Source organism: Marinococcus salis (genome assembly GCF_054971365.1).
This window is the reverse complement of the sequence record NZ_JBQOJB010000015.1, coordinates 16687-38714: the sequence shown is the minus strand read 5'-3', so window position 1 is coordinate 38714 and position 22028 is coordinate 16687. Positions and strand designations below refer to the sequence as shown.

22 protein-coding genes are annotated in these 22028 nt (G+C 47.2%); 7 read left to right on the top strand and 15 right to left on the bottom strand.

The features are described from left to right. Positions 1-76: 76 nt before the first annotated feature. The 3 genes from ACTTK6_RS12305 to ACTTK6_RS12295 form a co-directional block, all read right to left on the bottom strand. Positions 77-931, bottom strand: a complete 855-nt coding sequence (locus ACTTK6_RS12305; RefSeq protein WP_094908817.1) for a YtnP family quorum-quenching lactonase — start codon at positions 929-931, stop codon at positions 77-79. Positions 932-977: 46 nt separating this feature from the next. Continuing rightward, positions 978-1619: a tRNA (guanosine(46)-N7)-methyltransferase TrmB gene (trmB, locus tag ACTTK6_RS12300; RefSeq protein WP_094908816.1), complete on the bottom strand. Its 642-nt coding sequence runs from the start codon at positions 1617-1619 to the stop codon at positions 978-980. A gap of 85 nt (positions 1620-1704) precedes the next feature. Further along, complete coding sequence (locus ACTTK6_RS12295) at positions 1705-2541, bottom strand: phosphotransferase (protein WP_462833553.1); 837 nt, start codon at positions 2539-2541, stop codon at positions 1705-1707. A gap of 346 nt (positions 2542-2887) precedes the next feature. On the opposite strand from ACTTK6_RS12295, the gene purU reads away from it, so the two are divergent. Beyond that, complete coding sequence (gene purU, locus ACTTK6_RS12290) at positions 2888-3757, top strand: formyltetrahydrofolate deformylase (protein WP_094908814.1); 870 nt, start codon at positions 2888-2890, stop codon at positions 3755-3757. Positions 3758-3763: 6 nt separating this feature from the next. Here the strand turns inward: purU and ACTTK6_RS12285 are convergent, their stop codons facing one another. The 4 genes from ACTTK6_RS12285 to thpR all read right to left on the bottom strand — a co-directional run bounded on the left by ACTTK6_RS12285 (position 3764) and on the right by thpR (position 6408). Next, positions 3764-4684 (bottom strand): hypothetical protein, encoded by a 921-nt coding sequence (locus tag ACTTK6_RS12285; RefSeq protein WP_462833552.1) that lies wholly within the window; start codon positions 4682-4684, stop codon positions 3764-3766. 114 nt (positions 4685-4798) lie between these two features. Continuing rightward, positions 4799-5488 carry an LrgB family protein gene (locus tag ACTTK6_RS12280; protein WP_233133435.1) on the bottom strand — a complete coding sequence of 230 codons (690 nt, stop codon included), beginning with the start codon at positions 5486-5488 and terminating at the stop codon, positions 4799-4801. Next, complete coding sequence (locus tag ACTTK6_RS12275; protein ID WP_462833551.1) at positions 5481-5849, bottom strand: CidA/LrgA family protein; 369 nt, start codon at positions 5847-5849, stop codon at positions 5481-5483. Before ACTTK6_RS12275 ends, ACTTK6_RS12280 begins: the two co-directional genes overlap by 8 nt. Positions 5850-5862: 13 nt before the next feature. Further along, complete coding sequence (gene thpR, locus ACTTK6_RS12270; protein WP_094908812.1) at positions 5863-6408, bottom strand: RNA 2',3'-cyclic phosphodiesterase; 546 nt, start codon at positions 6406-6408, stop codon at positions 5863-5865. A 105-nt stretch (positions 6409-6513) separates the two neighbouring features. On the opposite strand from thpR, the gene cysK reads away from it, so the two are divergent. Then, positions 6514-7449 carry a cysteine synthase A gene (cysK, locus tag ACTTK6_RS12265; RefSeq protein ID WP_079475714.1) on the top strand — a complete coding sequence of 312 codons (936 nt, stop codon included), beginning with the start codon at positions 6514-6516 and terminating at the stop codon, positions 7447-7449. A 422-nt stretch (positions 7450-7871) separates the two neighbouring features. After that, positions 7872-8090, top strand: coding sequence for a DeoR family transcriptional regulator (locus ACTTK6_RS12260; protein ID WP_079475713.1), 219 nt, complete (start codon positions 7872-7874; stop codon positions 8088-8090). 48 nt (positions 8091-8138) lie between these two features. Here the strand turns inward: ACTTK6_RS12260 and ACTTK6_RS12255 are convergent, their stop codons facing one another. From ACTTK6_RS12255 to ACTTK6_RS12230, 6 genes are all read right to left on the bottom strand, one after another. Then, positions 8139-9593, bottom strand: coding sequence for an FGGY family carbohydrate kinase (locus ACTTK6_RS12255; RefSeq protein ID WP_462833550.1), 1455 nt, complete (start codon positions 9591-9593; stop codon positions 8139-8141). Beyond that, entirely contained in the window at positions 9583-10329 is a 747-nt protein-coding gene (locus tag ACTTK6_RS12250; protein ID WP_462833549.1) for a pseudouridine synthase, read from the bottom strand. The genes ACTTK6_RS12255 and ACTTK6_RS12250 overlap by 11 nt, the downstream gene beginning before the upstream one ends. Then, the gene (locus tag ACTTK6_RS12245) at positions 10316-10993 is read right to left on the bottom strand and encodes a hypothetical protein (RefSeq protein ID WP_462833548.1); all 678 of its coding nucleotides are present in this window, start codon (positions 10991-10993) and stop codon (positions 10316-10318) included. The genes ACTTK6_RS12250 and ACTTK6_RS12245 overlap by 14 nt, the downstream gene beginning before the upstream one ends. Before the next feature lie 81 nt (positions 10994-11074). Further along, positions 11075-12226: a putative lipid II flippase FtsW gene (gene ftsW, locus ACTTK6_RS12240; RefSeq protein WP_079475709.1), complete on the bottom strand. Its 1152-nt coding sequence runs from the start codon at positions 12224-12226 to the stop codon at positions 11075-11077. 123 nt (positions 12227-12349) lie between these two features. Then, positions 12350-13954, bottom strand: a complete 1605-nt coding sequence (locus tag ACTTK6_RS12235) for a putative polysaccharide biosynthesis protein (protein WP_462833547.1) — start codon at positions 13952-13954, stop codon at positions 12350-12352. 148 nt (positions 13955-14102) lie between these two features. Further along, positions 14103-14507: a secondary thiamine-phosphate synthase enzyme YjbQ gene (locus ACTTK6_RS12230; protein ID WP_462833546.1), complete on the bottom strand. Its 405-nt coding sequence runs from the start codon at positions 14505-14507 to the stop codon at positions 14103-14105. A 133-nt stretch (positions 14508-14640) separates the two neighbouring features. Between ACTTK6_RS12230 and ACTTK6_RS12225 the strand changes: the two genes are divergently transcribed. After that, entirely contained in the window at positions 14641-15936 is a 1296-nt protein-coding gene (locus tag ACTTK6_RS12225) for a BaiN/RdsA family NAD(P)/FAD-dependent oxidoreductase (RefSeq protein ID WP_462833545.1), read from the top strand. Between the two features lie 21 nt (positions 15937-15957). Here ACTTK6_RS12225 and leuS read toward each other — a convergent pair whose 3' ends face one another. Continuing rightward, the gene (gene leuS / locus ACTTK6_RS12220) at positions 15958-18378 is read right to left on the bottom strand and encodes a leucine--tRNA ligase (protein ID WP_462833543.1); all 2421 of its coding nucleotides are present in this window, start codon (positions 18376-18378) and stop codon (positions 15958-15960) included. Between the two features lie 364 nt (positions 18379-18742). On the opposite strand from leuS, the gene mnmL reads away from it, so the two are divergent. From mnmL to ACTTK6_RS12205, 3 genes are read left to right on the top strand one after another with little or no spacing between them, the layout of a single operon-like run. Further along, positions 18743-19711, top strand: coding sequence for a tRNA modification radical SAM protein MnmL/YtqA (mnmL, locus tag ACTTK6_RS12215; RefSeq protein ID WP_079475703.1), 969 nt, complete (start codon positions 18743-18745; stop codon positions 19709-19711). Next, entirely contained in the window at positions 19708-20343 is a 636-nt protein-coding gene (gene mnmM, locus ACTTK6_RS12210) for a tRNA 5-(aminomethyl)-2-thiouridylate-methyltransferase MnmM (protein WP_079475702.1), read from the top strand. The genes mnmL and mnmM overlap by 4 nt, the downstream gene beginning before the upstream one ends. A 6-nt stretch (positions 20344-20349) precedes the next feature. Next, the gene (locus ACTTK6_RS12205; RefSeq protein ID WP_079475701.1) at positions 20350-20913 is read left to right on the top strand and encodes a beta-class carbonic anhydrase; all 564 of its coding nucleotides are present in this window, start codon (positions 20350-20352) and stop codon (positions 20911-20913) included. 40 nt (positions 20914-20953) lie between these two features. On the opposite strand, the gene ACTTK6_RS12200 is transcribed toward ACTTK6_RS12205, so the two are convergent. Then, positions 20954-22012, bottom strand: a complete 1059-nt coding sequence (locus ACTTK6_RS12200) for a tetraprenyl-beta-curcumene synthase family protein (protein WP_079475700.1) — start codon at positions 22010-22012, stop codon at positions 20954-20956. Between the last annotated feature and the right edge of the window lie 16 nt (positions 22013-22028).

The following is a 22028-nucleotide window of genomic DNA, read 5'->3' as shown; positions in this document are numbered from 1 at the left end:
GCATTGTTATGTATTTCAGAAATAAAAAAACACGCCTCAGCTTTTAGAGGCGTGTGTAAAAATATGAACGTTCTGGTCAGATTTCGCTCTGCTTTTCCCTGGCTACAGCTTCGATTACTTCTCCCGCAGGATTAAACTTTAAAGCACGGTACAGCTCATCGTGGTAGAAAGTAAACCATGCTTGGCGCTGGCAGCCCCAGTTCATATAATGCTCTTTCATGTACACTGAGTCCATTGGATAATCATCATAGGCGGTCACCCAGAGCACATTCTGGTGGGCGTGTGTAGGCATATTGTCAGCCATGTGGATTAGTGTATTGCTTTCATCCTCAATCAAAATAATGCTCATACCGGCGCTGTGTCCGCCTGTATGCACCATTCGTATGTTTTCAGTAATATGAAGCTCTGACTCGAACGCTTCAACCTGGTGGGCGATTGGCTTCCAGTTCTTTTCCCAGTACGTGTTTTCGGAACGGATATTCGGATTTTTCATTTCCTCCCATTCCGTTTCCGATACGTAAATAACAGCATTGCGAAAGATTGGCACACTCTGGCCCTGCTCTTCACGGGCCAGCCCTGAAGCATGGTCAAAATGCATATGCGTCATTAACACAGCATCAATATCTGAAGCATAAAGATTCATTTCCCGCAGACTCTGCTCCACATTTGACTCTTTCGTTACGCCATAATTTCTCTGTTGCTTTTTGCTGAGCCGGCCGTTTCCAATCCCTGCATCAACCAGTAAATTTTTACCCTCTCCCTGAATAAGCAGAGGGTCTGTCGGCATTGGAACTTGATTGCTGTCATTGACCGGGTATTTTTTTGACCAGAGCGGTTTCGGTACCACGCCGAACACCGCACCCCCGTCCATGTTTGTCATGCCACCTTCGAGCCATGTAATGGTATAATTGCCGATGGTTAATTGGTTCATGAAAACAGCCCCTCCATTTCATACAAATGATCCCTTTTATCAAACACTATGGCCTTACCGCTTTAGTAAAATAAATAGGCACTCCCTTTGCGTAAAACTTCTCTTCATATTCTGTCATCACATTTTCTTCTGCCTCTTCACTTTCATGCAGATGGAGACGCACCTTTTTTAATGAAAAACCAAACGTGGAAAGGGAGGAAAGAGAATATTCAAACAATCCCTGATTATCAGTCTTCATCTGCACGGTTCCTCCCGGTACCAAAACCTGCTTATACAATTCCAGAAAATCCGGGTGCGTCAGCCGGCGTTTTTCATGACGTTTTTTTGGCCACGGATCAGTAAAATTAATATAAAGTGTTTCTACTGAGGCAGGCTCAAAATAGTCCATTAAATAGCGTACATCACCATGAATAAAGGCGAGATTCTCCGGCTGCTTGAACAAGGCGCGCTGCACCCCGGTCGCAAGAACACTTTCATACATTTCCATACCAATAAAATTGACACCCGGGTATTTGATGCTGTTGTCGCTTAAGTATTTCCCTTTGCCTGTGCCTACTTCCAAATGAAGAGGCTGGTCGTTCCCAAACCTTTTTCCCCAATTTTTATTTACCTGTTCCGCTGTTGTGACCACCAGCTCCGGGTGTTCTTGCAAAAATTCGTGGGCCCACGGCTTATGTCGGAGTCTCATCCATCTTTTCCCTCTTTCTTCATATAATAACTACCTATTTGACAGACAAAATCCGCTGAAAACGCAGTGACGTTCCAGCGGATTTTTATATTTGCAATGAGTCCCGGTCGAGCACTGCTTCAAGCTGTTTCTTATAAAACTCTGCTTCTTTTATCCGGTTCGTGAGTAATGCCTGCTGGGCATGATCAAGCAGGTGGCTGATAATCTGCCAGCGCATCCGCCTTTGTAAATGGGAGGTTAAGGGCAGCCCGTATTCCTGCAGCCACACTTCCCACTCTTCTTTTGGAATGTACTCATACAGAATCAGGGCTAAATCAAGTGCAGGATCGCTGACTGTTGCATTGTCCCAGTCCACTAAATATAAATCTCCATTGGCATCAAACATCCAATTGTTGTGGTTCATATCACCGTGACAGACAACGAGGCGGGGAGGCTGTACTTCGCCAGACGTCCCTGCAAGTTCATCGAGAGCTCCGGTCATCGAAGTCGTAATATAAGGAAGCCGTTCCTGCTGCTCTCTTAATACAGTGGTTGTTGCTTCCGGAGTGCGGGCGTGGTTCCCTATTCTCATAAACATGTCCAGCAGTTCACTCGAGGAGTGTATTTTAGATAATAACTGGGCCACCCGTTTGTTATCCATATCGCCGCCCGTTAGTTCACGGCCGTCAACCCAGCGCTGTGCGGTAATTACATCACCGTTAGCCTGGCGCTTTGTCCAAAGCAGTTTAGGCACTATTCCTTCTGCTGAAAGCACAGCGAGAAATGGAGAAGAATTTCTTTTCAGAAATAACACTTGTTCCCCGGCACGCGCGAGGTAAGCTTCTCCTGAAGAGCCACCGGCTGGTTCAATCGTCCATCCGTCTCCCATCAGCAGTTCCAATACTTTCACCTTCGATCTATCATAGTGGTCTGAATATTTCATAGCCGATCCTTTTTTAACAATATTTTATTTCAATGCCTGTCTTGTTTTATTTAATTGTATGTATAAAATACCCTCTATGAAATGATCTCCTCTACTTCTCGTGCGGGTAAAAGTGTTCCTATTTGCGTTTTTATTTTTACAGCGAATCGTTCTTAATAATAGCAAACATTGAATTTAGAAGTCAATCGACCATAATACTTGTGACCGACCTCTCATCTGCTATTTTTCCGCGTATCTTCCATTTAAGCCTACTTGGTAACTTACCCTTTTTTTCCCTCATTCAGAGTGGTATAGTAATTTCGTTCATTATTACAGGGCAACTGCTTATATGAAGGAGGACGTTATTATGCCAGACCGCTCGCTTGGCAATGGCCGGCTATTAATTACATGCCCGGACCAGCCGGGAATTGTAGCCGCTATATCTGATTTTCTGCACCAGCATGGTGCTAATATTATTCATTCCGCCCAGCATACAAACGATCCGGAAGGCGGACGTTTTTTTATGAGAATTGTTTTTTCCATTTCGCCATATCCGGAGAAATTTAATCAAGTAAAAGAAGAATTTCTTCCTATTGCTGATCATTTCGATATGGAATGGTCATTAGAGCGTGAAGACCGCAAAAAAAGTGTGGCGATTTTCATTTCAAAAGAAGACCACTGCTTAACTGAATTATTGTGGAGATGGCGTTCCGGGGAACTGCCTATTCATATCAGCTGCGTCATCAGTAACCACACGACGCTTAAAAATGTAGTAGAAAGCTATGAAATTCCTTTTTACCACATACCGATAGATAAAAATGCCAAGCCGGAAGCAGAAAATAAAATACTTCGTACGCTTGAGCAGTATCCGATCGATTTTCTTGTGTTGGCCCGCTATATGCAAATACTGTCGCCGGATTTTGTTGCTCACTACCCGGCAAAAATCATTAATATTCATCATTCGTTTCTCCCGGCCTTTATCGGAGCGAACCCTTACAGACAGGCTTTTGAACGCGGCGTGAAACTTATTGGTGCTACCGCCCATTACGTGACCAACGACCTCGACGAAGGCCCAATCATTGAACAAGACGTCCTTCGGGTCAATCACCAATACAATGCCAATGATTTAAAAATCACCGGACGCAACGCTGAAAAAATTGCGCTGGCAAGAGCCGTTACCTGGCATGCAGAAGACCGTGTCATTGTCGACGACAATAAAACGATTGTTTTTCTGTAAAGCTGCTTATTCGCCGTATTCATTCGAAGAGTAGATTTCACTACGGAGGACAGAAACGGTTGCCGCTTGCCCCATAAGCGCTTCTGCGGAAAACAACTGCCGGTTTTTCACCGGGGATGGATTGTTGATACGTCTTTCCATCCACCGTTTGTATTCGCGTTTATCTGCTGTATGTGCGTATAAAACTTCACGGTTATCAATAATGGAAGCGGGTGAAACCACTGTCGCCTGGACAGGAAAGGTGGTCCCCGCTTGTTTTAATACAGCTTCCACTACGTTTGTTGTTCTTTTCAGCGCAAGGACTGGGCTGACAAATGTATGCTGCTTCTGATTCACGTACTCCTTCCAGAACCTGCTGTCTGCCGGTTCAAATACACTGTACATTGTTCCTTCTAAAATATGTACCACGTCGATCCCTACTGGGCCAATGATAGTAATGGCCCCCTCCATCGTCGTCTGTTTTGTATGAAAAACCGGATAGTACATAACAAAATACGTATCGGGAAGCTCCCTGAGAAGGGTGCGCAGCCGGTAGTCGTATTTTAATTTCGGATCCATCATTGAAATTTCAGAGATTGTGGAAGAGGCCCACTCCAGCTGGATTAAAAACCAGTTATCATAAAAGATATCCTTGAGCTCCTCGAGCGTTTTTCCCTTAAAAAATAAGTAGGCATCGCTTTCGTTAATTTCCACTTCCTCCTTTTCTTGCTTCCACCACTTTAACCGGTTCACTGCTTTTCCCATCCGGGTGTTGTTCTCGAGCGGCTCTTCTCCGGACACTTTTGGGCTCGATTTATTTGCAATCATCCAGTCTGTTTTCATACGCTGCCAGTACGATTTTTTGGCAGCTAAAAATTCCGCGTTTTGGTGAAGAAAATGGTATTCATAACGCGAAGCATAGTCTTTCATCTTTATTAGTTGAGCCATTCAACTCTCCCTTCTCCTTCATTGCAGCCTTTCTCTTAGAAGGTGCGTCTCTACATAGAAGCTGCAGGCCTCCACTTTTATTATTATATCGTCATTGTCCGGCTGATGTTCACATTACAGGAATAAATTACCTGCCAATGGGGCTAAAAAAGCAACAATAACGGCACTGACTGTCATAGCTACCGAACTGACCGCCCCTTCCGTTTCACTGTTTTCGAGCGATTTAGCTGTTCCTATCGCGTGAGCCGCACTACCCATGCCTATTCCCTTCGCTACCGGATCAGTTACCCCCACCGCTTTCATCACCTGGGCGTGAACCACTACTCCGCCGATACCCGCCACCATCACAAACATTGCCGCCAAGGGAGCGTCTCCGCCGAGCGTTGTCGTAATGTCCATGGCTACCGGTGTTGTTACTGACTTAGGCAGCACCGCTGCCGCCCATTCTTTAGATGCACCCGCTGCTCTCGTAAAAACAAGTCCCGAAATGATACCTATCACCGCTCCCGTCCCAATACCGCTGAGAATCGGAACAGAATATCGTTTTAACAGATGCCTTTGTTCATACAGCGGGCAGGCCAGTGCCACCACCGCAGGCCCCAGCAGCGATTCTATCCATTGGCCTCCGGTCATATAGGCATTGTAGGGGATTCCGGAAATTAACAGAAATAATATAATAACAATGGTACCAGTGACGATCGGAAGCATTAATGGCGCCGGAAAACGCCGGTACATTCTTTTGGAGGCGGCGTACACCATCATCGTCCCGGCAATAGCAGCAACTCCTGTCCACCATTCATTCACGATGCTCCCTCCTTTTTTTCAATAAATACTGGGACACCCATGAGCCAGTTCCCATTACAAGAAGTGTACTGATAAACACAGCAGTCACAAGCACGGCTCCAGGCACTGAAAACAGCTCTCCGTGGATCACCAGTCCTGCGGTCACCGGAAGAAACAACAGCGGCATGTTTCCGAGCAGCAGCCCGGATCCCTCCTGAATCCATTTTGGCGTGGCTGAAGTAAAAATAAAAACTGCAAGCAAAAGCAGCATGCCGAGGATACTTCCCGGAATTGGAAGCTGAAGCACTCCCTGAATCCAGACACCAGTCCAGTAAAATGCATACAAAATCAGTATGTGAATGACAATTCTAAATACGTTCATACATTCCCCTCATTTATTCGGTCAATTCCGTCCAATGTACTGTTTCGTATTTTACACTTCGTCCTGGGTGAATGCGATAAAGATGCAATTGAGAGGCGTGAAAAAATAAGGCTTCCGGAAGAGGCACGGCCGGCCACGTAAACATCTGCTCCTTGATTCTCTTTTTGGCAAGAGTCATATGAGGGCAGTACGGACGTTGCTCTGTCTTTATTCCCATGCCTTTCAATTGTTCTTTCCATTCAGTGTACAAAGTGAACAGCCCTTCTTCTGCGCCTACTTTTGTATAAAGCACATTTTCACGGCCTTCCGGACCGAAAAAGTCTACCCCATCCAGCCTGATCTGAGGCTGGGATAATAATGTTATTCTATTCATCTTTTCCTGGACAGCATCAACCTTGTCTGGTAAAAGCCGGCCGAAAAAATGAAGTGTAATATGAAAATCCTGCGGATGTACCCATTGTTTAAATGGAAGATCATTTTTAACCTTTGATGCCCAGTCCCCCCAGGAAAGCCTGGCCTCTTCCGGTACTGAAATTCCAAGAAAATAATGATTATCCAAGGTTTACTTCCTCCCTTTCTTGCTTTAAAGCCGTTGAAAACGAACAAGCAATGCAAATGTGTTAAAATATACAAATGAATGATAGAAAAAGGATGTGTAACAGCCATGCGTGTAGCAAACAATATGTCAGAACTAGTCGGCGATACGCCTTTAGTCAAATTAAACCGCCTCCCTGATACTCGAGGAGCGGACGTATATTTGAAGCTTGAATTTCAAAACCCCAGCGGCAGTGTTAAAGACAGAGCAGCAAAAAATATGCTGAAGCAGGCCGAAGAAGAGGGGAAAATCAATGAAAATACTACTATTATCGAGCCTACTTCCGGCAATACCGGCATCGGTCTTGCCATGAATGCCGCTGCCCGCGGCTACCGTGCCATATTAGTTATGCCGGACACCATGTCTCAAGAAAGAATCAACCTGTTGAAGGCATACGGCGCGGAAGTAGAACTCACCCCAGGCGACAAAAAAATGCCCGGAGCCATTTCCCGGGCTCATGAACTTGTAGAAACGATTGCTGACAGCTTCATGCCCATGCAGTTTGAAAACGAAGCCAACTCGGATGCCCACCGGGAAAGCACGGCACTTGAAATTGAAGAAGCAATGAAGGAAATTGGTAAGCCCCTGGGCGGGTTCGTCGCTGCTTCCGGTACCGGCGGCACTGTGACAGGAACTGGGGAAAAGTTAAAAGAACTGTACCCAGACGTTCAGATACATGTCGTAGAACCATTTGGCTCCCCGGTGCTTTCGGGCGGAAAACCAGGCCCCCATAAACTCGTCGGCACCAGCCCCGGGTTTATACCGCCTATTTTGAATCAGAAGATATACGACCATATTTATAAAATTACCGACGAAGATGCTTATAAAACCACAAGAGACCTTGCCGGCCAGGAAGGCATCCTGGTTGGCCCCTCTTCAGGGGCTGCCTGCTACGCTGCCATGGAAACAGCAAAACAGTTGCCTCCGGATCAGGTCGTGGTTGCAATTGCCTGTGATACTGGCGAACGGTATTTATCTACTGACCTTTTCCGTTTCGATCAATAAAATCTTTTTCAAAGACTCCTTTACAAAAAAGGGGTCTTTTTTTACATAATTTTTACATTAAGTATTTTGTGAAATAAAATGGATAGTTCCATCGCCGATTTTGTTTTTTTTAACTGATCACGCACAATAAAACATTATTTTAGCAAATCATTCGATTTTTGTGTTACTTCGTAAATAAATTGAATGGATTTTTGTCAAAAATTTTGCGATAAATAAATAAATGGTATAAACTATTAAGTACAGGGACGCTTACAAAATATTTTGAATACTTTTATCCTACATGCTGCTGAACTTCCTACGGAAAGTTCCACAGAGCAGTTGACACAACAACAGTCGAAACCATCAATTATACTTCCTATTTACGTGCGCAGTCCCGGGCATGTCTTCAAGTGCCATAAATTCATTGGCTAAGGAGTGGTTTTTTGAGAACGTCCACCGACCGAATGATAACCCGTATTAAGTCTATCTATCTCTATATTAAAAAGAGAGGAACGGTGACCACCGGGGAATTGGTTGACGAATTCGGAATTACACAGCGCACCATTCAGCGTGATTTGAATGTGCTTGAATACAATGAATTGGTCTGCAGCCCTTCTAGAGGGGCCTGGACGACGACTGCCCGAAAAGTAAAAGCTTCCTGAATGACTATACCTATCCCCTGGCGCCAGGATTAACATCCTGGCGTTTTTTCATACGTCAAAAATTCCCCGCATCCTTCTAGCCGCTTCGGCAAAAAGCCGTTCCTTCTTCACCAATATTTCTTTTTTTGACACGTCAGGCTCCACAATAATATCTCTATGGTCTATGCCCCGCAACGCCTTTCCTGCTTCTTCCCAGCTACATTCATGAACAGCTTTCCATCCGCAGGCAGCGGCTCCGAACATAGCTAGGCGTTCCTGTTCAGCGCTCACCTGCACCCTGCATTGAAATACGTCCGCCACTATTTGCCGCAAAGCTCTGCTTTTCGTACCCCCACCCACAAGAAAGAGGCTGGAAGAAGCCAGGCCAGCCTGAGCAAAGACCTGCTTTAAAGAAAAAGCCAGGCCTTCAAGCACCGCGCGGGCCATATGGCTCTCGTCCACCTGGCTGTCAATGCCAATGAACGCCCCTCGGGCTTTTTCATCAACGATTGGATTTCTTTCTCCGTTTAGATAAGGAATAAATACAAGCGACTCGGGCATAGCCTTTGGCTCAGCTGCCAGTTTTTCAAACTCTTCGAAGTTGTCATGGCCACACCACGTATGAACCGCCCATTGATGCACATTTCCCATGTTGAGAAGCGGCATAATTTTAATAAACTGGCCTTTCTGCGGGGCAGCCAAATGAAAAACACTGCCTTCCTTTGACATTGCCAATGTATCTGCCGGCACCGCTGCCCATCCCGTGCTTCCTGCGTAAGCATAGCCGCTGTCCCCACCCCCTTGAAAACCAGCTGCAAGCGTCACTGCCCCTCCGTCTCCAAGGCCACAGCAAACGGGTGTTCCAGCTGGTATTCCCGTTTGCACGGCGGCCTCTTTCAATACATAACCGGCTATGTCTTCGGGCTCCAGAAGAAGAGGAAGCTGACGATAGGAAATCCCGGTGCCGTTCCATAACTGTTCGTCCCACGTTCTTGTATGTATATTCATCATTCCAGTGACAGTACCATTTACTGGATCACAGACTGATACGCCCGTTAAGCAGTAAATTAAATAATCTTTAGAACCAAATAACACCCGCTCCCACTTTTCCGGGGCTTCATCCGCCAGCCATTTCATCAGAGGGGTCGTGGATTTCCAATCATTTCCTGTGACGGCCGTAACAGCCTCCGAAGCTAAATGCCTGTTTTGCAGCCTTCTGCTCCCTCCCTGGTCAGAATAAAGTATTGCCGTATCCGCACGCCCGTCTTTAACAGGGATGAAATCCTCCATCTGACCAGTGCATACAACCGCGTCGACATCCAGCCCCGTCCCCTGATTATGCAGAGTTCTGCATGCTTTTTTAAAGCTCTTCCACCATTCTGCCGGCTTTTGTTCGTGCCTTTTTCCCTCGGTATAAGTAAGGACAGGCTCTGATGTACTGCTCTCCACCTGTCCACCACCGCCCATTATCATTATTTTTAAAGACGAGGTGCCCAGGTCTGCAATTAGCAGTCTACAGCTCATCGCCGCTTGCTCCCTGTGATTTTTCCCCGACGCTGTCCCGAAGCAGCTGAATTTCCTCTTCATTTAATTCCCGGTATTCCCCCGGCAGTAAATCTTCATCGAGTGACAGCCTGCCGAACGACTCTCTTTTTAAATAAACGACTTCATTCCCCACTGCTTCAAACATCCGTTTTACCTGGTGAAATTTCCCTTCTGTTATTTCCACATACACTTCCCGGTGTGTATCAGGCACTTGTCGCAGAACAGCAGGTTTACAAATATAGCCGTCATCAAGCTTTACACCTTTTTTAAACTGCTCAATATCCCTTTCTTCTATCGGATGCTCGAGTACCGCCCGGTAGACTTTTACGACGCCATGCTTCGGCGACGTGAGAAAATGATTAAGCTTGCCGTCGTTCGTCAACAGCAGCAGCCCCTCCGTATCAATGTCAAGCCGGCCGACCGGGAAAGGTTCTCTTACCGCATCCTCCTGTTCTAAAATATCCAGCACCGTATCATGCACGCTGTCTTCGGTAGCACTGATAACCCCCGCTGGTTTATGCATGAGAAAATAAACGAATTCCGTATAGTGAATGTCCTCTCCAAACACGCTGACCTGCTGCTCTTCGGGATCCACCTGAACCGCCCCGTTGTTTACCGGCTCCCCGTCGACAAATACGCCTCCCTTTTTCAGCATCTTTTTTACTTCCTTGCGAGTTCCATATCCTAATTCCGCCAACAGTTTATCCATTCTCATGCTGATCACCTCTCTCCATCTGTTCCAGAATTCCCGAAGCAAACTCCCCATGTGAGCCGTTTATATGTGCTTCAATTACTCCTGCCGGAATCTGGCGGAGTACGGCTTCCTGTACGGTTTTTGATATATTCTGCTCCTGCATCTTTTTTTCGATACTCACTATCATTTTCAATGTTTCTTCCACTGCTGTTTTATTTGCAGCTTCTACCTCCTGCTCAGTGCCTTCAATAACTGTAAATGCCCCTCCGAGCCAGTTCTGGAGATATTCGCGGTCGCTTTTTTTTGCGCTGTTAACTACAAAAATGTTTTCTCCCCCACTAGCTGCAGCCCTTTCAGCATGACCGGCAAATTTAGCCGCAGCCTTCCGCACATGGGCAGGCACTTCCAGCTCCTCCGAGCAGAGCGACGTAGCCGGTATGTATATAACGCTTCCTTCCGCTAAATAAGGTCCGTGCCAATAAATAAACTCTTTGATTCCTTCCGGCGGAAGCGCTAAAAAAATATAGGGAAAACGAGGAAGCTCCAGCTCATCCACCCGGGAAATCTCCTTTTTTGTTTCCCTCATCCAGAGTTTTTCCTTTCCCCGGTACATTACAGAGACAAAGGGAGGTTCACTTTTTGTTACTGTAAGCTTCGCTAGCCTCCCGGATCCTACTACTAACATTTCATTTTCCTCCAATACATTTCGGTATGTGCAGCTGCCGGTCTGAAAAAGAGACGTTGCTGTTAACAACGTCTCTTTACACTATGCGGAAGTTGGTTTATTGATATCCTGGCCCTGGACCCGGGCAAGCCGGTTATTGTTACGGGAAATATTTGCCAGCAGTCCAAGCATCGCCAGGGTTATTAATAAAGAGGAGCCTCCGTAGCTTAAAAGCGGAAACGGCAGGCCGGTAATTGGCATCATGCCCGCGACCGCTCCGGCATTAATGACAGCCTGGCTGAGCAGCTGAAAAACAATTCCAAAAGCGAGCAAAGTGCCAAACTGCCCCTTAGCGTGAAGCCCGATTTTTATGCCGCGCCAGGCAATAACGCCAAGCAGGCCTACGACGAGCAGAACCCCGAAAATCCCAAGCTCTTCAGCAATAATCGGTAGAATGAAGTCGGTATGGGCTTCAGGAAGATAGTTCATTTTCTGCACGCTCTCCCCGAGGCCGACCCCAAATAATCCACCATGGGCAATGGCAATATAGCCCTGGATCAGCTGGTAGCTGCCTCCGCCAACAGCGTCTGCATTTGCGAATGGGTCCATAAAAGAGACGAGCCGGGCCAGGCGGTAAGGCTCTGTCAGCGCAATATATGCAAACAGCACCGCCGCGACTCCCCCGAGCATAAACATATGCCGAAACTTTGCTCCTGATAAGAAGACAATTACGATCGTTGTCATCATCAGAGCAGCCGCTGTACCAACGTCAGGCTGCATAACGATGAATCCAAGCAGCACAGCAACAACTATAAGCGGCGGCAGTACTCCCTTCATAAATGAGTCAATATACTTTTGCTTCTGAGAGTACACCTGGGCCAGATAAATAATCAAACTTAATTTCACGAATTCTGCGGGCTGAATGTTTACCGGCCCGAAGCCGATCCAGCTTTTTGCCCCGTTTACTTCATTACCTATTACAAGCACAAGCAACAGTAAAAAAATAGACAACCCTATTAATAATGGTGTGGTTTTCTTCCATTTTTCATAAGGCACATGCATCATGAAAGCAAACACACCTACTCCAAGTATAAAAAACATTATCTGTCGTTTAAGAAAAAAGGCCGCATCATCATAAGCCCTCATCCCGAGCGGAAAGCTTGCGCTGTACACCATAATAATGCCAAACAATGTTAATAGCGCGACCGCACCGATCAAGAGCCAGTCATAATCTTTATATCTCCACGTTTTCATGTTTCACCTCTAATGCCGCCCCTTTTAAAAGGCGGCTTGATGCGTTTGTCTCTGTTTCTATAAAGTGAATTAATTATATCACCATCCCTCGCGGAACAAAAGATCAGAAAGCAGGAGTTTTCTTTACGCTGAAAAGCGCTTCCCAAGAACCCTTTCGGCCAGGCCGCTCTTCATGGCAAGTGCCATAAAAAGCACACCGCCAACACCGACACTAATAATTTCCACCATGAATAAATCCATCCAGCTCGTGCCTGCAAATAAAACTTCCATGCCGTTTCTTGTAATTAAAACCCCGAGGCCCATAATTAATGACAAAAGAACCACTACACCGCCCCGGCGCGAGACGCCTCCAAAATGAAAACCAGTAAATTTCGCGATCGCCCATGCGTTGAACAGTACTCCGAACGCAAAGCCAATAATCGTACTGTAAATGCCCCCGATCGGGCCAAGAAGTAATAGCAGCACATAAGCACTGATAATTTTCACCAGCAGCCCTATTAATAGAGAGGCAATAGCATATTTCTGGCGGTTGATTCCCTGCAGAACAGCTGCGCTTACCGAAAAAAGGGAAAAAACGATGGCCGCATACGCGTAATGCTGCAGCACGTAGCTGCCTATTTCCAGTGACTCTGTCCCAAAAAGCACTCCGAATGTTGGTTTTGCAAGCAACGACAGTCCGACTGCGGCAGGCACTGATAAAAACAAAATCACCTGGTAGGTCTGCGTAATCTGGCGCTGCAGCAAATCCTGGTCATTGCCTGTAAATGATTTTGTGATCGTCGGGATAAGGGTAATCGACATGGCCGTAGCAATTGCTACAGGGATGAGAATCAGCTTATGGGAAGAGCCCGCGAACGCACCGTACGCTGTCTGGATCTGCCCGGACGTCCATTCCCCGGTCTGCTCCAGTGCCCGGGTGAAGGTAAACATGTCCACCATTTGAAACAGGGGAATAGCCAGTCCGACAAAAGAAAGCGGCAGAGCATACCGGATCAGTTCACTGTACATGCTTGTTAATGGCAGGTCGCTCGACACCGTGCTTTGGGACTGTTCCCGCTGCAAAAAGCGCTGCCTTTTTTTCCAATAAAAAATTAGTACAGCCATGCTGGCCAACCCGCCGACAAACGCTCCAAAGGTGGCAAATCCAATAGCAGTGCCGAGGTTTCCGTCGACTACGTACAGAATAAACAAAGCCATCACCAAAATGAACACAATACGCACAACCTGCTCAATAACCTGTGAAACAGCGGTAGGCCCCATCGACTGATGCCCCTGAAAAAACCCTCTCATAATCGCCATCGTTGGAATAATCATTAAAGCAAAGCTTACCATGCGGATCGTAAACACAATATCATCTGATGTAAAAGCTTCACTTGAATCAAACGAAATTAAATTCACAATAAGCGGAGCGCCAAAAAATAAAATAAGAAACGCTGCAATGCCGGTAATGGTCATAAAAAAAAGACCCGACTTAAACAACCTTCGGCCTGTTTCAAAATCTCCCATGGCGTTGTATTTGGATACAAATTTCGACATAGCCATCGGTATACCGAGCGTAGCTACGCTGAGCATTAATGTGTATGGCTGGTAGCCGTATTGGTAAAGTGCGATCCCCTGCTGGCCGACCATGGCCGCAAACGGAAATATGTAAATCATACCTAAAAATTTCGAAACAAATGTCGCTATGCTTAACAGAAGCGTTCCCCGCAAAAATTTTGAATCAGACATTCTTATGTTCAGCTCCATCGTGTAATCGTCTTGTGCTCTCTATGCGAATTTTACCATACTATTTTCCATTCTGGCGTCCCTTTGCCTGAAAATTAATATCAGAAATAAAGGAAAACGCCCGTTCTTTGTAAAACGGGCGTACTTTTTATTATACGTCGCTTAAGCCTTTAATATAAAAGGTGCGGGGCCGGGGACCATCAAATTCACAAAAATAAATTCCCTGCCATGTGCCGAGCACAAGTTCACCCTGCTCTACAATGATCGTCTGTTCTGTACCCATTGTACTTGCTTTTAAATGAGAAGCAGAGTTGCCTTCAGCGTGACGATATTTTTCATGTTCCCAGGGATATACTTCTTCAAGGCGCATAAGCATATCATGCTGCACGTTTGGGTCTGCGTTTTCATTCACAGTAATTCCCGCTGTCGTATGCGGAGAATAAACGATAACCGCTCCGTGGTCGAGTCCTTCTTCTTTCACATACGTACGGACCTTTTCCGTAACGTCTATCATTTCTGCATGCTCATTAGTAGATAGTTCGAGCTTTCGCAGCATTTCAGCCGCCTCCTTTATCCTTGTGTAAAAATGAATTTTCTCTTATGATACAATACAGCTATTATAACCGATTCCGAAGCATTTTAATCTTACCGGATAATTGCTTCGAGGTCGTAAGGAGAGAATAAATAAAATGACGAATGTCATTGTTATCGGCGGTGGTCCAGCAGGATTAATGGCCTCCGTCGCTGCCGCAGAGCACGGCGCCGATGTCACTTTAATTGATAAGGGCTCCAAACTGGGAAGAAAGCTTGCTATTTCCGGTGGCGGCCGCTGCAATGTCACTAACCGCATGGAACGTAAAGAGCTGATCGAACACATTCCCGGCAACGGCAAATTTATGCACAGCCCGTTTTCCATCTTTGATAATGAAAACATTATCCGTTTTTTCGAAAACCTTGGAATCGATCTGAAGGAAGAAGATATGGGACGCATGTTCCCTGTTAACGATAAAGCTATCACTGTCGTGAATACCCTGCTCGACGAAATGGAACGCCTTGGGGTGCATACACGCACCAAAACCAAAGTCTCTTCCATCGATTACGGCGAAGACCATGTCCGGGGGCTTTATTTAGAAGACGGCGCTTATCTTCAGGCAGACCGTATCATTATTGCCTCCGGAGGCAAATCCGTACCAAAGACTGGCTCTACCGGCGATGGCTATCCCTGGGCGGAAGCAGCAGGCCATACAATTACAGAGTTGTACCCTACAGAGGTGCCTATTACTTCTCCGGCTTCTTACATCCAGGACCGCACGCTTCAAGGAATTTCTCTTTCAGGCGTAGCCCTGACAGTTTACCGGCCAGGCGGTAAAGCTATTAAAACCCACACCGGCGACATGATTTTTACCCATTTCGGCGTTTCCGGGCCGATCGGCCTGCGTTGCAGCCAGTACGTCGTGAAAGCGCTGAAAAAGTATAAAACCGAACAGGTGGAGCTCGGCCTTTCCCTCTATCCTGAGGAAAACCATGAATCCATGTTCCAGCGGCTTGTGTCCCTGAAAAAAAACCACGAAGCAAAAACGGTAAAAAATGCTCTTAAAGGCCTTGCAATGGAGCGACTGCTGCTTTTTCTCCTGCAGGAATCAGGTATTTCCAGTACGATGACCATTGGTGAAGCCACAAATAAAAAACTGCGCTCACTTGCGCTTTTATTTACCGATTTCCGTTTTCCGGCAGATAGCACGCTCTCGATCGAAGAAGCATTTGTTACCGGCGGCGGGATCTCCATCAAAGAAGTATTTCCAAAACGGCTTGAGTCCAGGCTGAAAAGCGGACTGTTCTTCTGCGGCGAAATTTTAGACATTCATGGTTATACCGGCGGCTTTAACATCACGTGCGCGTTTTCCACCGGATATACTGCAGGAAAAGCTGCTTCCGAACATCCTGCCGCCCAGACTGAAACACCTGCCTCCTACTCAAAAAGCTGACCGCATAGCGGCCAGCTTTTTTTAATTAGCTACAATATTTACGAGCTTCCCTGGAATGGCAATAACCTTTCGCACGGTCTTGCCTTCAAGCTCCTGCACAATTTTTTCCTGCTCCATTGCCGTCGATTCGAGGTCCTTCTCGTCGGCATCTCTTGGCACCACTGCTTTTGCCCGAAGCTTTCCATTTACCTGAATAATGATTTCAATTTCATCTTCGATCAGCATCTGCTCATCGTGTACCGGCCAGCTGCTCCTTGAAATCGAATGCTCTTCCCCGAGACGGCTCCAAAGCTCTTCTGCCAGATGCGGCGCAATAGCGCTCAACAGCTGCAGAAATCCTTTTAACTCCTGTTTCGGAAGCGTCTCCTGCTTGTTCGCTTCGTTAACAAAGACCATCAGCTGGCTGATACCAGTATTAAAACGAAGTTCAGTAAATTCTTCGGTTACTTTTTTCACCGTTTGATGATACGTTCGCGCGAACGGCTCTGGTGCTTTCTCATCATGGATGCTCTCCCGGATGGCTCCTTCGTCTGTTACAAACAAACGCCATACCCGGTCCAAAAAGCGTCTTGCACCATCGAGGCCGCTGTTTGACCAGGCAATCGAAGCGTCGAGCGGTCCCATAAACATCTCATACAGACGCAGCGTATCTGCCCCGTGAGTGCGGATAATTTCATCCGGATTCACTACGTTTCCTTTGGATTTACTCATTTTTTCATTATTTTCGCCCAGGATCATTCCCTGATTGTATAGCCGCTGGAATGGCTCATTTGTAGGAACTACTCCAATGTCATATAAAAACTTATGCCAAAACCGTGCATACAGCAGGTGAAGCACCGCATGCTCCGCACCGCCTATATACAGGTCAACCGGCAGCCATTTTTCAAGCGCTTCTTTGGATGCCAATTCTTCTTCATTTTCCGGGTCGGCAAAACGAAGGAAGTACCAGCAGCTGCCGGCCCACTGCGGCATCGTATTTGTCTCGCGGCGCCCTTTCATGCCCGTGTCGGGATCAGTGACTTCAAGCCATTCCGTGTTGGTAGCAAGGGGCGATTCGCCTGTGCCTGAAGGACGGAACTCGTCCATTTCCGGAAGTTCGAGCGGCAGTTCTTCTTTAGGAAGCGTGGTCATCGTGCCGTCCTCCCAGTGAATAACTGGAATCGGTTCTCCCCAGTACCGCTGGCGGCTGAAGAGCCAGTCGCGGAGACGGTAGGTTGTTTTCTTTTGGCCAAGCCCTTTTTCTTCAAGCCATTCAAGCATCTTACCGATCGCTTCATCTTTATATAGGCCATTCAAAAACTCTGAGTTTACATGCGGGCCATCCTCCGTATAAGCTTCCCGGAACGTGTCTCCGCCTTCCACCACTTCCACAATCGGAAGATCAAATGTTTTCGCAAATTCGTAGTCCCGCTCATCATGCGCCGGCACGGCCATAATTGCACCACTGCCGTAAGTGGCGAGAACGTAATCAGCGATCCAGATCGGCATTTTTTCCCCGTTCACTGGATTAATGGCGTACGAACCTGTAAATACGCCGGATTTTTCCTTCTGCAGCTCTGTGCGTTCAAGATCACTTTTCATAGCTGCATCGTGCTGGTATTTTTCCACTGCTTCCTTTTGCTGCGGCGTAGTAATTTCTCCAACATAGTCATGCTCCGGTGCGAATACACAGTAGGTTGCTCCAAACAAAGTGTCCGGACGGGTCGTAAACACGTCAAACGAAAGATCCTTCCCCTCGACGTGGAAGGTCAGCTCCGCTCCTTCTGAGCGGCCGATCCAGTTTCGCTGCATTTCTTTAATACTGTCGGGCCAGTCCAGTCCTTCGAGATCTTCAAGCAGACGATCGGCGTAGGCTGTGATTTTGAGCATCCACTGCTTCATCGGCCGGCGTTCCACCGGATGGCCGCCGCGTTCACTTTTTCCGTCAATCACTTCTTCATTGGCAAGCACAGTCCCAAGCGCCGGGCACCAGTTGACCGGCACTTCGTCAATATAAGCAAGACCGTGTTCGTACAGCTTCGTGAAAATCCACTGCGTCCATTTATAATAATGCGGATCCGTCGTATTAATTTCTCTCGACCAGTCGTAGGAAAAGCCCAGTTCCTTAATTTGGCGCTTGAAATTGGTAATGTTCGCCTGAGTAAATTCCCGCGGATTTTTTCCGGTATCAAGCGCAAACTGCTCCGCCGGAAGGCCAAAAGCATCCCAGCCCATCGGATGCAGGACATCATAGCCCTGCATGCGTTTCATTCTTGAGGTGATGTCTGTGGCGGTGTAGCCCTCGGGATGGCCCACGTGCAGGCCCGCTCCGGAAGGATAAGGAAACATATCGAGTGCATAATATTTCGGGGCGCCGGTATCTGCGTTGGATACGGCAAAGATTTCATTTTCCTCCCAGTATGACTGCCATTTGGGTTCTATCTGTTGGTGGGGATATGCCATGATTGTCGTTCCTCCTTTAAATAGTTGGAGCATCTGTGATGATTTTATCTGTAAAAAAGCCTCTCTCCCAGCTGGAAAGCAGGGACGAGAGGCTTAAATTCCACGAAACAAACGGCGGGATGCGCACACGCCACTCAAGTGCGTTTCCGACTCTGACGCTTCGCTCACCCGTTTCGTCAAGCGTCTGCTGGGTGCATAACGATAAACAAAGTACGCCGATATTCAATACTTGATATTTTATGAATTTATCCCCCTGCTGTCAAGCCTTTCTCCGTGGTTCTTTTCCTTTGCACTTTGGGAATAGAGGCAAAACATGCTAAAATAAGAAGGAATATTTTATGCACGATGGAAGGAGAGGCTCTTCATGAGCTCGGAATTATCAAACGAAGAACCGCTTGTCTGGGGAGAGAAGCGGTATCATACATGGAATCACCACTTAAAGGAATCATTTGGCCATAAAATCTTTAAAGTCCCGCTCGACGGCGGGTTTGACTGCCCGAACCGCGACGGCAACGTCGCTCACGGCGGCTGCACGTTCTGCTCCGCGGCAGGCTCCGGGGATTTTGCCGGTAACCGGGCCGACGATGTGATCACCCAGTTTCATGAAATTAAAGACCGCATGCACAAGAAATGGAAAAACGGAAAATACATTGGTTATTTTCAGGCATTCAGCAATACTTACGCCCCCGTGGAAGAACTTCGGGAAATGTATGAAGCAGTGCTCGCCCAGGATAACGTCGTCGGTCTTTCTATTGCGACGCGCCCGGATTGCCTGCCGGATGATGTCGTTGAATATCTGGCCGAGCTGAATGAACGCACCTACCTGTGGGTGGAGCTCGGGCTGCAGACGGTACACGAAACAACTGCCGAAACGATCAACCGCGCACATGATTTTGAATGCTACAAAGAGGGCGTAGACAAGCTCCGTAAGCATAACATTCGCGTGTGCTCCCACATTATCAACGGGCTTCCCCAGGAGGACCACCAAATGATGATGGAAACCGCCCAGGCTGTTGCTGACCTTGATGTCCAGGGGATTAAAATTCACCTGCTGCATCTACTGAAAAAAACACCGATGGTTAAGCAGTATGAAAAAGGAATGGTGGAGTTTCTCGGCCGTGATGAGTACGTCAGTCTCGTCGTGGACCAGCTCGAAATTCTGCCGCCTGACATGCTCATTCACCGCATTACCGGTGACGGGCCAACTGAGCTTCTCATCGGGCCGATGTGGAGCGTGAACAAGTTCGAAGTACTCAATGAAATTCATAAAGAACAGGTCCGCAGAAACAGCTGGCAGGGAAAATATTATCAGCCTGCTCCGGCAGCTTTATGACTCTGCCAAAAGCTGTGGCTTTCGCCCATTGGATGATTGCACAGAATGTTCGCCCCGGCGACACCGTGATTGATGCCACATGCGGAAATGGCGGGGACACTGCCTTTCTGGCAGAGGCGGTGTCTCCCTCCGGGCATGTGCATGCCTTTGACATTCAGGGCGAAGCCATCCAGGCTACATATGCGCGATTAAAAAAGGAAAGCCTGGATTCATATGTCACTCTCCATCACTGCAGTCATGAGCGTGCGGCTTCGGTGCTCACCAAAATGGAAAGTACAGGCGTCCGGGCAGCCGTCTTTAACCTCGGGTATCTGCCCGGAAGCGATAAGCAGATAGTGACGTCCGCTTCTTCTACGACAGCAGCGGTGCTTTCTTATCTTCACACGTTTTCACCGGGCGTTCCGGTTATCGTCGTCGTTTATCATGGCCACCCTGGAGGAAAGTCAGAGCGTACAGCCATTGAGCACCTTGCTGCTGAACTTTTGGAACAGGAAGTTCGGGTGCTGCGGTACAGCCTGGAATTTCAAGAGAAGGCGCCCCCTTACGTGTTAACTTTTGAAAAAATAGGAGAAGACACTCCTCACTTATCTGAATTAGTTCAAGCTTATTCACATATATCTACGAAGGGATGATGAATCATGTCAGAAGTGGTGAAATCTATTTTAGAGCACAATCAGCAGTTTGTTCAAAACAAAGAATATGAAGCTTTTGAAACAGATAAATTTCCAAATAAACGTATCGTTGTTTTAACCTGCATGGATACAAGACTTATTGAACTGCTTCCTAAAGCCATGGGTATCCGGAATGGAGACGCAAAGCTGATCCGTAACGCCGGGGCAATGATTACGGATCCGTATGACAGTATTACACGAAGTATTCTGGTTGCTTTATACGAATTAAAGGCCGAAGAAGTGCTGATTATCGGCCATTACGGATGCGGCATGACCGGTCTTCAGGCCGGCCAGGTGCTTGAAAAAGCATATGACCGGGGAGTTTCATCCGATGCAGAGGCAGTGATGCATGCTGAGGGCGTCTCCGTACACGAATGGCTGCGCGGTTTTTCGGATGTAGAGGACAACGTGCATCAATCCGTTCAGGTCATGAGAAATCACCCGCTCCTTCCGCCGGGAACACCAGTGCACGGCCTGGTTATTTCCCCGGAGACCGGAGAACTTACTTCACTGGATACGGCTGATATGTAAAAAGAACCGCCTTTTCTTTCGGGAAGAGGCGGTTTTTCGTTTATATTTTTTTCCGGTACATCCATGAATTCCAATAGTAAATAAGCGAGGTCATGCCGCCGAAGCGGAGCAGATGCTTTGCCTGCTGCTTCATTTTTTCATTTGCCTGTACTTTTTCGTCAGACAAATAGATGGAGAGAAGCCCCTTGTTTAATTGTTTATGAAAACCAGATTCCGGCAGCTTAGCTACTTTTTTATCTGCTTCAGACTTAAAAAATTCCAGCCGCGACATCATATGGCCGGCAGACGCATATTTTTCGGTGAAGTTTAACGAGCCCTGCTCTACGTCTTCTTCTTGGTCAATAAAGTAATCCAGCAGAATATGCAGCCCTTGTACATAAGGAAAATGAGCTTCTTTAATCGACTTCGCCTGAAGCTCTGCAAGTGGTGACCGGGCAGCGTATCCGGCCAGTGCATAAATGCCGAGCGTCGACCCCGAAGCAGCGCAAAATTCATACCAGGTCATCGGTGGAACACGGTCTTTAAAGTGCTCATAAAACTCAATCAACTTCCCCTCACGTTCATTAACATCAATGTGCTTATATATCTGCATCTCCCTGTAATACATGGACAGTTCTTCCATAAACGGCTGGGCGCCGGAAAAGCCTGGAAAGCTCTGCAGGGCGGACTGGCACGTTTCAACTAAATCCGCTAAAAACCCTCCGTCTCCATCTCCTTTTTTTCTTTTGAGATAATCTTCCTGGATCGCCGACGGATCCAGGGCATGCTTCATCGCTTCGTGAATGTCACGATAAAAGACCTCCCCTTCCTCCTGGCTCATGTCACAGATGCTGTCTAAATAATCGCTGATGTTTTGATAAGCCACGATAAAACGAAGCAGCTCGCTCTGGGCATGTTCAGGAGCAATTAGGGCATAAAGAGACCCCCCCTCGTAGTGGAACGTTTTTTCATCGATGGCTTCGAGCGCGGCCTCCCGGTAAAGCGTCTCAGGGATCTGTTCTGCTTTTTCCTTCCATTCGCTTAAGTATTGCCGGGCAGCCGGCAGGGCGTCTTTCACCCCGTAGTACATAATAGTCGGTATCGACGTCGGTGCTGACATTTCAAAAGGCCTCCTT